Source organism: Singulisphaera rosea (assembly GCF_054877945.1).
The window spans coordinates 142,410-156,837 of record NZ_JBTYIP020000014.1; the positions used below are offsets into that span (position 1 = coordinate 142,410).

Sequence of the window (14,428 nt, forward strand, 5' to 3'; positions counted from 1 at the left end):
CAATCGCCGCTTCCGCCCGACGAAAACGGCCTCGACCCCCATCGATCCGTGCTGCCCAAGTGCTCCTCGGAAAGAGGACCGAGGTCGCTGGCCGCAAGGACAGGATCGATCACCGGGCATTCGCCAGCAGGGCGCGAGTTTCGGCAACGACACGCTCGGCAAACTTCGGGTCACGCACGAGCGTGGAGCCGAGCATCGGCCGGCCGCCTTCGTCGTAGTAGATGCCGGTCTCACCCGAGGGATTGAGCAGGACCTTGGAGATCACCCTTCCGGCTCGCTTCGGGGTGCTCAAATACGTCATGAAAGGCATGAGCAGCGGTACAAGCACCGGAACGAGCGTTTTCGAGAGGAGACGTACGAGGGCGTTGGCATCGCGTCCGAGGCTCGTGGCCGGAGTGACGCCCGGCTCGACCGCGTTGAAGTGCAGCCGAGGCGTCTCTCGGGCGAACGCCAGCGCCGTGGCGAGGTTGCACTGCTTCGAGGTGGCGTAAGCGTCCGCGCCCGGGATTTTGGAGCCGCCGGGTTTCCACTCGCCATGTGCGCTCGCCTCCGCGGATAGATAGCGAGAACCGCGAAAGCCCACGGCCTTGGCGGGCTTGCGCTCGGGATCTTCCACGGCAGACGCGACGAAGACGACGTTCGCCCCGTCGGGGAGATGCGGCACGAGCGCCTCGGTCAGCGCGAACGGGCCGAGGTGGTTCGTGGCGAACGTCATGTCCCAGCCTTGTGCGTTCCTCGAGGCGCGCATCGCCATGATACCCGCGTTGTTGAGCAGCCCGGCGATCGGAAGATCGAGCGCGACGATCTCCGCGGCCGCACGGCGCACGCTCGAGAGATCGGACAGGTCGCACACGACCGATGCCGCATGTCCGCCCTTTCGCTCGATGGTCTTTTGCACCTCGTCGAGCCTTCCGCGGTCGCGGCCCACCAGGACGACCGTGCCGTGCTTGGCCAACTCGAATGCCGCGCAGCGACCAATACCGGAAGTCGGGCCGGTGATGATGTAGGCCTTGCGATCCGTGGCATTGCTCGCGGAACGAATCTTCGACATGATCGACCTCCTTTAATGACTGACTGGCCAGTCATTTTGTGTTTGGAACGTTGAAGACTCGTGGCCCCTGCTGGGAATCTGGTCATGGAACGGAGCGCCTGGCACCGAGTTTCCACTCACCGCCGATCGCGCAATCGGAGCCTCATGCCAACATGCGCCAGAGGGCGTCGAACCCGACCTTGGTGTGCTCGTCGGCGTGGGCGGGATCCTGGATCATGAAGTCCATCGTGGCGTCGGCGACGGAGTTCATGATCGCGACGACGAAGGCCATCGGGGTGTTCTGCATCGAGCCCTTGGCGCGGATCCGTTCCAGCAACGCGCCGATGGCTGCCATGGACTGGTGCCCCTCGGCGCGGCTTTCGGGCGAGATCTCGTCGGAGACGGCGAGCTGCGCGAGGGCTCGTCGCTTCTCGGGATGAGCCGTTGCCCACCGCATCCAATTCGACCAGATGTGGAAAAGCTGCTCGCGAAGCCCGGCCTTCGCCGGCAACCCCTCGAGGGCGGCCGAGGCCATCCCGGCCTTCAGCTCGAGATAGAGCTGGTTGAACAGGTCGGCCTTGGTCTCGAAGTAGGTGAACAGCGATCCGTTCGCGACGCCGGCCTCCTGGGCGATCACCGCCGTCGGTGCGCTCAGCCCTCGCGTCACGATCACGCGAGTCGCCGCCGCCATGATGGCGTTCCGCTTGTCCTCGTCCCTTGGCCTGGCCATGCCAGAATCATACAAAGAGTGAGTGGACAGTCAACTAAAAGTTCCGGCAATCGCGTTGGGGAATTCCCGATCGGGAGGTGGCACGGCGACGATTGAGCATGGATACTACGGTGTGTCTTCCACGAGCGAGCGGGATTCGCAGATCGCATTGGAAGACAAAGACTGTGATTGCAGATGACACAAAACAACACAGACGAACACCGACGTCCCCCTCGACTCGATTGTGTTTGCGGGACTCCGGAAATAATCGAGTGAACGCTGCAGGAAACGCACGCCGGAACGATCGCGGATTCCGCGAAGTCGCAGGCTCAGAGCGATCTGGACCGGGTCGATGAACGACGTCACGCGCATCCTCAGGGCCGTCCAGAACGATACTCCGATGTCGGCGGAGGAGCTCTTGCCCCTGGTCTACGACGAGCTCCGCAAGCTCGCGTCTCGGCAGTTGACGCGTGAACGCGCCGGCCAGACACTCCAACCGACGGCCCTGGTCCACGAGGCGTACCTGCGGCTGACCGGTGAGGAAGGGGAGATGCAGTGGAACGGCCGGGGGCATTTCTTCGGCGCGGCCGCGCTGGCCATGCGGCGCATCCTGGTCGAGAACGCACGGCGAAAGCAGGCCTCGAAGCGCGGCGACGGGAAGCACCGGATACCGCTCGAGGAATTCCACCGCCTTGAGGAGTCGCCGCAGGACATGCTCGACCTGGACGACGCCCTGACCCGGCTCGCGGCCGAGGAGCCGGCCAAGGCGGAGCTGGTCCAACTCCGATTCTTCGCCGGACTGTCGACCCGCGAGGCCGCCGCGATCCTCGAGATTTCGGTGGCCACGGCCGAACGCTGGTGGAGCTACGCAAAAGCCTGGCTGTACAGCGAGCTCGAGGGAAGCGAGGGAATCTCGACCGACCCGTGAGGGGACTTGGCCGTCTCCCGCGCACTGTATTCCGGCGGAGACTCTGCCCCGGAGCCCAGGTATGACCGAGCGACCTTCCAAGGACCAGATCTTTCAGGCCGCCCTGGCGAAACCCACGCCCGAGGAACGCGCCGCGTACTTGGTCGATGTTTGCGGGGAAGACGAGGCACTACGTCGCCGCTGCGAACGCCTCCTCGCCGCCCACCTGCGTGCCGGACGTTTCCTCGAACGGCCGATCGCGGCGGCGGACATGGCCGCGTTCGCCCCGTCGGCCGAGCCGCTCGGCCAGGAATCGACGCCGGGAGACGACCTTTCGCTCGGCTTTCTAACCCCCTCGTCGAGGCCCGATTCCCTCGGCCGGCTAGGGCATTACGAGGTCCTGGAAGTCGTCGGCCGGGGAGGCATGGGGATCGTGCTGCGGGCCTTCGACGAGAAGCTGCACCGCCACGTTGCGATCAAGGCGCTGGCCCCGGCCCTGGCGGTCCACAACTCGTCCCGCCTGCGCTTCGTGCGCGAGGCCCGAGCCGCAGCCGCCATCAACCATGATAACGTGATCGCCATCCACACCGTCGAGGACGACGGCCTGCTCCCCTACCTGGTGATGCCGTTCGTCGACGGCTGCACGCTCCAGCAAAGGCTCGATCGTGAGGGGGCCCTGCCGGTGCGGGATGTCCTTCGTATCGGCGTGCAGGTCGCCGAAGGGCTGGTCGCTGCCCATCGTCAAGGGCTGGTCCACCGCGACATCAAGCCCTCAAACATCCTGCTGGAGAACGGTGTCGATCGGGTCAAGATCTCCGACTTTGGCCTGGCCCAGACCGTGAATGACCCCAGCTTGACGCTGTCGGGATTCATCGCCGGTACGCCGTTGTACATGTCACCCGAGCAGGCCAACGGCGAACACGTCGACCACCGCAGCGACCTGTTCAGCCTCGCGAGCGTGCTCTATGCCCTCTGCACGGGATATGCCCCGTTCCGGGCGACCAGCACGATCGCGGTCCTCAAACGGGTTTGCGACGACCATCCCCGTCCGCTCCGCGAGGTCGATCCCACCTTACCGGTCCGACTGGAATCCCTTATCGCCGGATTGCACGCCAAGGACCCGGCCGGTCGAGTCCAGTCGGCGGCCGAGGCGGCCGAGCAGTTGAACCGGTGCCTCGCCGAGTGGCCGCAGCCCCAACTCGGACCTCCCTCGGAACTGGCGAGCGAAGTGCGGGAGCCGGCGAAGTCACTTCACCGGCTGCGTGCCATCGCCGCGATCGCCGCGGCCGTGCTGCTGGCCGCGGGGTTGGGGGCGAGCGAGGCCATCGGGGTCACCAACGTCCGTAGCACGGTCGTTCGCTTGTTCTTTCCCGACGGCACGCTGGTCGTGGAAGTCGACGACCCCGCCGTCAGCGTCGCGATCGACGGCACCGACCTGATCATCACCGGGACGGGCCCTCGGGAAATCCGCTTGAAGCCGGGCGCGTACCACGTCCGGGCCAGCAAGGGTGGGAAGGTCGTGCAGCGAGAGCTGGTCACGGTGGCCCGCGACGGGCGGAGGGTCGTTCGAATCACCAAGGAGTCCGGTTCATCGATCGACCCCGGAAACTGGGAACAGACCGTCGCCTCCCTGCCGCCCACGGAGCAAGCCGAGGCCGTGGTGCGACGGCTCCAGGAGTTAAATCCCCGCTTCGACGGCAAAGTCCGCACCACTCTTGCCTATGGCAAGGTGGATGGGCTGCAATTGTCGACGGACGAGGTGGACGACATCTCGCCGGTGCGGGCACTCCGGGTGATCCGCAACCTCGAGCTCGAGGGCACCTTTCCTCTTAAGGGAAAGCTCAGCGACCTGACACCGCTGCGGGGGCTGCGACTGGAGTACCTGAGGTGTTCCGGCAACCCGGTGTCCGACCTCGAACCCCTCCGGGGCATGCCTCTGACGGCCCTGATTTGCGGAGAGACTCGGATCACCGACCTGTCCTCCCTCAAGGGCATGAAGCTGCATACGCTTATGCTGCAGTGCACCCGGGTCACGGACCTGAACCCGCTGCGCGGGATGCCCCTCCAGTGGCTGGATCTGTTCGGCTCGAACGGAATCACGGACCTGGGCCCGCTCGACGGGATGCCGCTCAAGTATTTGAACTTAGGAATGTTGCCGATTTCGGACCTCGCCCCACTCTCCGCTCGAACAACGCTCCAGCAGTTGATCTTGGACGACATGCCATTCTCCGACCTGACGCCGATCCAGGGGCTGAGCTTGAACAATCTCAGCATCGAGAGAACCCGCGCCCTCGACCTGACCCCGATCCGGAAGATGCCGCTGAAGGGATTTCGGCTCACGTACCGGCCCGATCGCGAGTCGCTGGTGCGTTCGTTCCCGGGGCTGGAAATCATCAACGACAAGCCGGCCGCCGAGTTCTGGAAATCGGTCGCCGGCGAGTCGTCCGGCTCCCGGTAGCGGGGGAGGGGTCGGCTTGCGCGAGGCTACGGACGGCGGGTCGCGCGTTTCCATCTCGAGCCTGGCGATGAGGACGACCGTTCTCGGCGGAGACACGCGGAGACCGTCGATATTCGCGGCCGACCCCCTGGGGGACCGTCCGTTTCTTGCGCACCGGCAGGCTTATCGCCGGGTCATCGGGACGACATCAACACCCGATGACGAAAATCCGCCGGACCCGTGAGGGGGGGCGATCGTTTTCCACGCACTGTCGAGTGGCGTCCGATGGCCCAGGGAACCGGATGAGGCCGCTCCTCCGCGTTTACGGGCGATGAGGCTCTGTGAGACAGCAACATGACGTCGCTACCCTGTAGCCCCGGCATTGCGCCGGGCCTCGGCCAGCCTGCGCCCGCAGATCTCGAACCGCTGCGGGCCGGCCACACCGATGGCTTCCCCGAGCTACTCCGAGCCCTCGGAGTTTCGCTCCTGGTCACGACCTATCAGGCCGGCAAGCTCGTCGTCGTTCGCGAGCAGGACGGGCGGCTGAACACCCACTTCCGGAACTTCCCGGCGCCGATGGGCCTGGCCCTGAGCCCGTGGGCCGACCGCCTGGCCGTCGGCACGAAGCTCCAGGTCTGGGAATTCCGCGACGTGCCCGAGGTTGCCGCCGGGGTTGAACCCGCGGGCACCCACGACGCTTGCTTCCTGCCCCGCTCCAGCCACGTCACCGGCGACGTCGCGATTCATGAGATGGCCTACGGGCTGGGGAATGGGCTCTGGTTCGTGAACACCCGCTTCTCCTGCCTGTCGACGATCGACCCCGATGCCAGCTTCACACCGAGGTGGCGGCCGCCGTTCGTCTCGGAGCTTGAGCCGTCGGATCGCTGCCATTTGAACGGCCTGGCGATGGAGGAGGGAACACCCCGGTTCGTCACGGCCCTGGGCCACTCGGACGAGCAGGCCGGCTGGCGGGCGAACAAGGCCCGCGGCGGCGTCATGATCGACGTCCCGTCCGGAGAGGTCGTCGTGCGGGGACTGTCGATGCCGCACTCGCCCCGGCTCCATGCCGGGCGGACCTGGGCCTGCGAGTCGGGCGCCGGGACGCTCGGCGTCGTCGACCTCGCCGCCGGGAGGTACGACGCCGTCGCCTCGGTGCCCGGGTTCACCCGGGGGCTCGACTTCGCCGGCCGCTTCGCCTTCGTGGGCCTCTCGCAGGTGCGCGAGAGTGCCGTCTTCAGCGGCATCCCGATCACCGAGCGGCTGGCGGAGCATGAGCGGACCTGCGGGGTCGCCGTCGTCGACGTCTCCACCGGACAGGTCGTCGCCCTGCTCCGATTCGAGGATGCGGTCCAGGAGATCTTCGCCGTGACGGTCCTCCCTCGCCGCTTCCCCGAGCTCATCAACGACGACGAGGCCGTCCTGGCCAGTTCGTTCGTCGTCCCGACGCGGTCGTTGCCCGACGTCGCGGAATCGGTGCGGGCGAGGCCGGCCTGAGCCGACGCTCGAGGTTGTCATCAAGGTACGACTCTCTCATCCCCCATCCGGAGCCCTCCCACCCATGGCCGTCCGCACGAAACAGCCCTCGAGGATCGCACGCTCACGAGCACTCGCCCGCCGCCGACTCCGGCCGACCCTGACGGTGCTGGAGGACCGTACGCTCCTCACGTCGTTCGTCGTGACCAACCTCCAAGACAGCGGGAGCGGGTCGCTCCGCGACGCCATCGTCCAGGCGAATTCCAATCCCGGCGGAGACTCGATCGCATTCGACGCCACGCTGTTCAACGGCGGCCCTCGGACGATCACGCTGACGTCCGGTCCCTTGCAGATTTCAGACGGCGTGAACATCCAGGGGCCTGGAGCCGGGGAGCTGACGGTCAGCGGCAACTCGGCCTCGCAGGTCTTCTTCGTGTTCGGATCAACCGCATCCACCCTGTCCGGCCTGACGATCACCAAGGGGATGAGTACCACCCAGGGCGGTGGCGGCATCTCCAATTCGGCAACGTTGGACCTGATCGGATGCACCATCACGGGGAACTCGGTCACCTCGGCTAATCAACACGGTGGGGGCATTCTCAACGGCGGCACGATGTCGCTGACCGACTGCACCGTATCCAACAACTCGGCCACGGACGGCGGCGCCGGCATCTTCAACGTCTACACCGGCATACTGACGATGACCCGCGTCACCATCGCGGGCAACTCGGCGACCTCTTCTTTATCACGCGGCGGTGGCATCGCCAGTCTCGGCGCCATGACGCTGACGAACTGCACTTTGACCAACAACTCGAGCGGTCTCAACGGCGGCGGCATCGCCAATCTCGCGAACTCGAACGTTGCGGGAAGCCTCCTGATCAACTGCACCATCACGGGCAACAGGGCACCCACCGCCGGCGGTATCTACAGTCCGTTTACCTCGTTGACGATGGACAACTCCATCGTGGCCTACAGCCAGGGCGGTGACATCTCGGGTTTGGTCTCCGGCAACAACAACCTGATTGACGATGCCGCGACCGCCGGCGGTCTGACGAACCAGGTGAATGGCAACCTCGTGGGCGTCGTGCCGCAGATCGCTGCGCTCGGGAACTACGGGGGGCCAACCCAGACCATGGCCCTTCTCAGCACCAGCCCCGCCGTCAATGCGGGCACCAATGTGGTGATCCCGGCCGGTGCCACGGACCAGCGGGGCGCTCCGCGGATCAGCGGCGGTACCGTGGATATCGGCGCCTACGAGCGTGGGCCGAGCACCATCGTGGTCACGACGCTCGTCGACGAGGACAACGGGGGACCCAACCCGGCCGTCGGTGCAGGCACGTCGCTCCGCGAGGCGATCGCCTTCGCCAACTCCGACCCGGCGGGCGGGGACACGATCACCTTCGCGCCCGGCCTGACCGGCACGATCGCCCTGGCCGGCCTCGCACTGCCGACGATCACCGCGACCGTGACGATCGCCGGTCCCGGCGCCGGCGTGCTCACCATTGATGGCCAGGGGGCCGGGAACTCGGGAATTCTCTCGATCGCGGCGGGGGCCAATGTCGCCATCTCCGGGTTGACGGTGGCCCACGGCCGTGCAGCCAGCGGCGGCGGCATTCGCAATCGCGGCAGCCTGACCCTGACTCGCTCCACCATCGCGGGGAACACCGCCACCGACTTCGATTTCGGCGGCGGTGGCATTCGCAACGAGGTCGGTGGCTCGCTGGGCCTGATCGACTCCACGGTTTCGGGCAACTCGGCCTTCACCGGCGGCGGTATCGCCAATTACGGCAACATGTCGCTGACCGGCTGCACGGTCTCGGGCAACTCGGCCGACCTCAGGGCCGCGGGAATCATGAATTACGGCATCGGGGCGATGACCCTGACCAACTCCACAGTCGCCGGCAATACGGTTGCGAGCTACGGCGGCAATGGCGGTGGCGGTGGTGGGCTCCTGAACGCTGGTCGCTCGATGACGCTGACGAACTGCACGGTCGCCGGCAACTCCGCCGACATGGGGGCCGGCATCGGCAGCTTCGGCTCCGCGCCGGTCATCTTGTGGAACACCATCGTGGCGTCGAATCTCACGGGCAGGGACGTCACTGGGACGATCGCCGGGGGCCACAACCTGATCGGCGACGGAAGTGGGAGCCTCCCGGACACGATCAAGGGGGCCCCGAAGCTCGGACCGCTCACCTGGAACGGTGGCCCGACCCAGACCATGGCCCTGCTCGCCGGCAGCTCGGCCATCGACGCGGGTGACCCGACACATGTCGCCTCGGGGACGGTCACCGACCAGCGGGGCGCCCCGAGGACCAAGCATGGCACGCCGGACATCGGCGCCTTCGAGAGCGGCGACCAGACCCTCGTCGTCACCACGCTGGCGGACACAGCCGGGGCCGGCCTCTCCCTGCGCTCGGCGATCGACTACGTCAACAACATCGACCCATTCGGCCACGACACGATCGTCTTCGCGACGGGCCTGGCCGGCACGATAATCCTGAGCGGTGCGCTCCCGACCATCTCTGGATCCGTGACGATCGGCGGCCCGGGCGCCCGGGCGCTGACGATCGACGGCTCGGCGACGGCCGGATCCGCCGAGGGGATCTTCTCCATCGCGTCCGGCGCGACCGTCTCGATCAGCGACGTGACGCTCTCCGGCGGCGGCGCGCAGGACGGCGGGGCCATCAACAACCGGGGGAATCTGGCCGTCTTACGCTCCGCCATCGTCGGCAGTTTCGCCCTCGCCGGCGGCGGCATCTACAACGACGCGGGGGCGACGCTCACCGTCTCCGCCTCGACGTTCTCCGGCAACACCGCGTTCGGCGGCGGTGGTCTGTACAACGTCGGGACAGCAACCCTCACCAACACCACCTTCGCCGGCAACACGGGCACCTTTCCCGACGGCGGCGGCGCGATCTACAACGACGGCGGTACGCTGACTCTGACCAACTCCACCGTGGTGCTCAACACGGCCCCCTCCGGCAGCGGGGCCGGCATCTATAACCGGGGTGGACCCGTCACCCTCAACAACACCCTCGTCGCCCAGAACGCCAACAAGGACATCTACGGTACGGTCACGGGGCGGAACAACCTGGTCGACGACGCGGCCACCGCCGGCGGACTGGCCGATGGCGTCAATGGAAACAAGGTTGGGACATCCATCCTCGTCTCACCGCTGGGCAATTTCGGGGGGCCGACCCAGACGGTCATGCCTCTCGCTTCAGGCGGCGTGAATCCGGCCTTGAACGCGGGCGACAAGACGCTCTTGCCCGCGGGAGTCTCCACAGACCAGCGAGGCATCGCGCGTAGGACCAACGGCCAGGTCGACATCGGTGCGTTCGAGAGCGGGTTGAACACCCTCGTCGTCACCACCCTCGCCGATGAGGACAACGGCGGGGTCGATCCCACGCTCGGTTCCGGCACGTCGCTCCGCGAGGCGATCGCCTTCGCCAACTCCGACCCGGCGGGCGGGGACACGATCACTTTCGCTCCCGACTTGACGGGCACGATTGCCCTGGCCGGTGGCGCCCTGCCGACGATCGTGGCGGACATGACGATTGTCGGCCCCGGGGCCCGCATGCTGACGATCGACGAACAGTTGGCCGCCGACTCCCGTATTCTCACCATCGCCCAAGGCAGTCACGTTACTCTCTCCGGCCTGACCCTCACCCGAGGTAGTGCATCGACCGGCGGGGCGGTTCTCAACCAGGGCAGTCTGGACCTGACCGATTGCAGCATCACGGGCAGTTCGGCCGGTAGCACCGGCGGAGCTATCTACAACAACACGGGTGCCATCCTGACGTTGACCCGAAGCACCGTGTCGGGCAACGGCAGTGGCTTCGGCGGTGGCATCGCCAATCACGGGACGCTCACGCTGGTCAATAGTACCCTGGCGGGCAACCTCGCTACCTTTGGCGGCGGCCTCTTCAATGCCGGCGGTACGGTGACGATCTCCAGCAGCACGATCGCGGGCAATTCGGCCGGCCTCAACGCCGGCGGGATCCTCAACAATAGCGGCTCGGTGGCGCTGACCAACACGATCGTGGCCCTGAACGGGTCGAAGGGTGACCTGTTCGGCCCGGTCTCCGGCGGCCACAACCTGATCGGGGACGGCAGCGGAGTCCTCCCGGGCACGATCGCGGGCGATCCGAAGCTCGGGCCGCTCGCATGGAACGGCGGCCCGACCCAGACCATGGCCCTGCTCGCCGGCAGCCCGGCGATCGGCGTGGGGGTCGGGCTCGGAGTTGCGACCGACCAGCGTGGTTTCTCGCTCGACCTGTCCCCCGACCTCGGCGCCTTCCAGTTCCAGGGCACCCCGCCGACCGTGACGATTTCCGCACCGGCCACGGGGATTGCCCAGGTCCTCGGCAATTACACACTCACCGCCACGGATTCCACACCCGGCGACCAGGACGTCACGTTCACCTACACCGTCGACTGGAACGGCGACGGTACTGACGTTCAGATCTTCACGGGCCCGGCCTCGATGCAGGTCACGCACGCCTATGCCGTTGCGGGCTCGTACACGCCGGTCGTGACCGTGGTCGACCAGCATCACCGGAGCGGCGGCCCCTCGGCCTCGGCGCAGCCGGTCGTCGTCGCCGCGCTCACGACCGCGAGCCTCAACCAAGCGATCTCGACGATCCAGAGCGTCTCGCTCCAGGTGACGAGCCAAATTCAGACTCAGGCCGCCATCGATGCCGTCAACGGCATCCCGCTCACGACGTGGCAGCAGGCGAACCCGGTCAACATCATCGTGTCGGCGGGAGTCATCTCGGACCAGGTCATCCACACCACCAGCCCGAACGCCAAGGTCAACGTCTCGGCGCCCAGCTCACCGAGGTTCTCGGCCTTGGGGATTGGCGCGGCCCTGGACGTCTCCAATCCCAATGGGGGTGAGTCCGCACAGGTGATTGCGACCATTTCCGTCATCGTCGCCGCCGTCCTGGTCGGCGGCGTCGTCGGCGCCGAGGTGGGTGCGGCTTACATCCCATCGGGGGTGCCCCTCCCCTCGTGGTCGCCCGGGCTGGTTGTCGAGCAGGGGACGGTGACCTGGTCCGACACAGCCTTCGTCACGGCGACCGACTCGCCCTTGATCGTCGTCAAAGGGGGGACGCTGATCCTCAAGCACGACATGATCATCGGCAGCCCACTTGGGACCCGCCCGGTGATCGAGGTCAGCGGAGGGACGTTGATCCTGGCCGCTCCTGCCCCGGGAGGGTCGAACGTGCTGGGGACCTTCGGGAACCAGCCCTTCATCCACGTCACGGGCACCGGGAAGGTGATCGACGAGGGGGGGACGACCTACCTTCAATACAACAGCGACGGGACGTCGGCCCAGTTGGTCGGGGCGACCGTCACCCAGATCACATCCTCGGCGCCATCGGCGTCGATCGGCCAGACGGTCACCTACACGGCCACCGTGACCGGGGCGCCCGCGGGCGAGGGCTCGGTCGAGTTCATCGACTCGACCGCTGGCACGCTACTCGGGACCGTCCCGCTGGGGACCGATCTTACGGCGGCCCTGCCGTTCACCATGAGTACGGCGATCGCGGGCCACACGATCGTCGCCACCTACCTGCCGACCACCGGGGCGTTCTCGCCGAGCTCCGACACGGTGACGCAGACCGTCCTCGCGTCCACCACGGTCGCGGTGGCCGGCCCGGTCTCGATCCCCGCGTTCGGCCAGTCGGTGACCTTCACGGCGACCGTGACGAACACGTCCGCCGCAGTCGGTGTGCCCACCGGGACGGTCGAGTTCTTCGATGGCTCGACCGATCTCGGGACCGGCTCCCTGCTCACCGGGAGCGGGAGCACAGCCACCTACACCTTCACCACCGCCAGTTTGGCGGTGGGAACCCACTCGATCCGGGCGGTCTACACGCCGACGGGTAACTTCCAGGCGGGCGAGGGGGCCGTGCAGGTCGCGATTAACCCCGCGGACACGACGACGATCCTCTCGTCCTCGGCCAGTTCGGCGGTCCCCGGCCAGTCCGTGACGTTCACGGCGATCGTCGCGCCGGTGTCGCCCGGTGGCGGCACTCCGAGCGGTAGCGTGACGTTCAAGAACGGTTCCACCTTGCTGGGCACCGCGCCCCTCGTGGTCGTGGGAAATCAGCTCGTGGCGAGCCTGACGACCGTGTTCTCGACCGCAAGCAACCTCGCCATCTCGGCGAGCTACGCCAGTTCCGACGGCAATCACAAGGCCAGCACCGCCTCGCTGAATCTGACGGTCCTGGGGGCGGGAGTCTTCGTCGACGGGAGCACGCTCTACCTGGTCGGGGCCAATACGTCGGACACCGTGACCGTCTCGCGCACTGGCCAGGGCTCGAGCTCCAGCCTGAGCGTCGATGCAACCTTGAACGGAGTCCACACCACCAAGACGTTCACCCAGACGCTCGCCTCGATCGTCTTCTACGGCTATCAGGGTAACGACAGGCTCACGGTCGGTTCGGGGGTGGGCCTGCCGACGACGGTGGTCTTGGGCAACGGCAACGACACCATCCAACTCGGCGACGGCAACCATTCCGTCAGCCTCGGCAACGGCAACAACACAGTCCAGCTCGGCAGCGGCTCCAGCGGCGTGACGACCGGCAGCGGGAACGACACCATCCGGGCCGGAAACGGCAATTACCTGATCGACACCGGTGACGGTAACAATGTCGTTCAGCTCGGCAGCGGCTCCAGCAGCGTGACGACCGGCAGCGGGAACGACACCATCCAGGCCGGAAACGGGGATGACACCATCAACGGCGGGGGCGGCAACAACACCGTCCAACTCGGCGATGGTTCCAGCAGCGTGACGGTCGGCAGCGGAAACGACACCGTGCGGGCCGGCAACGGTAACCAGACGATCAACGCCGGGGACGGCAACAATGTCGTTCAGCTCGGCAATGGCTCGAGCGGCGTGACGGCCGGCAGCGGGAACGACACCATCCAGGCCGGAAACGGCAATTTCGTGATCAACGGCGGAGCCGGTAGCAACACCGTCCAACTCGGCGATGGCTCCAGCAGTGTGACCGTTGGCAACGGTAACGATACCGTGCGGGTCGGCAATGGTAACCAGGTGATCAACGGAGGTGACGGTAGCAACACCATCCAGCTCGGGAATGGCTCGAGCCGTGTGACGACCGGCAGCGGGAACGACACCATCCAGGCCGGCAACGGTAACGATGTGATCGACGCGGGGGACGGCAATAACACGGTCCAGCTCGGGAATGGCTCGGGCAGCGTTACGGCCGGCAGTGGGAACGACACCATCCAGGCCGGCAACGGAGACTATGTCGTCAATGGCGGGAACGGCAACAATACCATCCAGCTCGGCACTGGTACGAATACCATCACCACCGGCAACGGGAATGACGTCGTCCAGGCCGGCGACGGCAACAATACCGTCACCACCGGGGATGGGAACGACACCATCCGACTTGGAAACGGGGAGAACGTCGTCGACTCGGGCAATGGAAACGACACGGTCCAGGCCGGAAACGGCAACAATCTGGTCGTGGGCGGATTGGGCAACCGCACGGTCAGGCTCGGCAACGGCAATAACATCCTGATCGACGGATCGGTCACCCTGACACAGCCGGGCGACTCGCTCCGTCAGGTGCTCCACGACTGGAGCACCAACGCCGCGACCGCCGTCAAGCAGCGGATCAAGGTGACGTACAATACCAGCTATCCCAGCACGCTGCAGTCGGGCACTGGGAGAAACTGGTTCTTCTATAATTATGCGAAGACGACCACGAACAGGAAGTCGACGGACTTCCTGAACTGATCGGAGGAAGGCAAGCCTCAAGCGAACGCGCCGCGACCTCCGATGGTCCCGGCGCGATGCCAGCCCCTGGGCTCGACAAGGAATCGCGGAGCGAG

At 66.4% G+C, this 14,428-nt stretch carries 6 protein-coding genes; 4 read left to right on the plus strand and 2 right to left on the minus strand.

All coding sequences use genetic code 11. The features are described from left to right. Positions 1–109 precede the first annotated feature (109 nt). Positions 110–1,051, minus strand: a complete 942-nt coding sequence (locus ACYOEI_RS22740) for an SDR family NAD(P)-dependent oxidoreductase (protein ID WP_462851878.1) — start codon at positions 1,049–1,051, stop codon at positions 110–112. 142 nt (positions 1,052–1,193) lie between these two features. Beyond that, the gene (locus ACYOEI_RS22745; protein ID WP_462851879.1) at positions 1,194–1,760 is read right to left on the minus strand and encodes a TetR/AcrR family transcriptional regulator; all 567 of its coding nucleotides are present in this window, start codon (positions 1,758–1,760) and stop codon (positions 1,194–1,196) included. 331 nt (positions 1,761–2,091) lie between these two features. Here ACYOEI_RS22745 and ACYOEI_RS22750 point away from each other — a divergent pair, with 331 nt between their 5' ends. The 4 genes from ACYOEI_RS22750 (at position 2,092) to ACYOEI_RS22765 (ending at position 14,333) form a co-directional block, all read left to right on the plus strand. Then, entirely contained in the window at positions 2,092–2,667 is a 576-nt protein-coding gene (locus tag ACYOEI_RS22750; RefSeq protein ID WP_462851880.1) for a sigma-70 family RNA polymerase sigma factor, read from the plus strand. Positions 2,668–2,728: 61 nt separating this feature from the next. Next, complete coding sequence (locus tag ACYOEI_RS22755) at positions 2,729–5,104, plus strand: protein kinase domain-containing protein (RefSeq protein ID WP_462851881.1); 2,376 nt, start codon at positions 2,729–2,731, stop codon at positions 5,102–5,104. Positions 5,105–5,437: 333 nt separating this feature from the next. Beyond that, complete coding sequence (locus ACYOEI_RS22760) at positions 5,438–6,577, plus strand: TIGR03032 family protein (protein WP_462851882.1); 1,140 nt, start codon at positions 5,438–5,440, stop codon at positions 6,575–6,577. Between the two features lie 64 nt (positions 6,578–6,641). Then, the gene (locus tag ACYOEI_RS22765; RefSeq protein WP_462851883.1) at positions 6,642–14,333 is read left to right on the plus strand and encodes a beta strand repeat-containing protein; all 7,692 of its coding nucleotides are present in this window, start codon (positions 6,642–6,644) and stop codon (positions 14,331–14,333) included. The last annotated feature ends 95 nt before the right edge of the window (positions 14,334–14,428 follow it).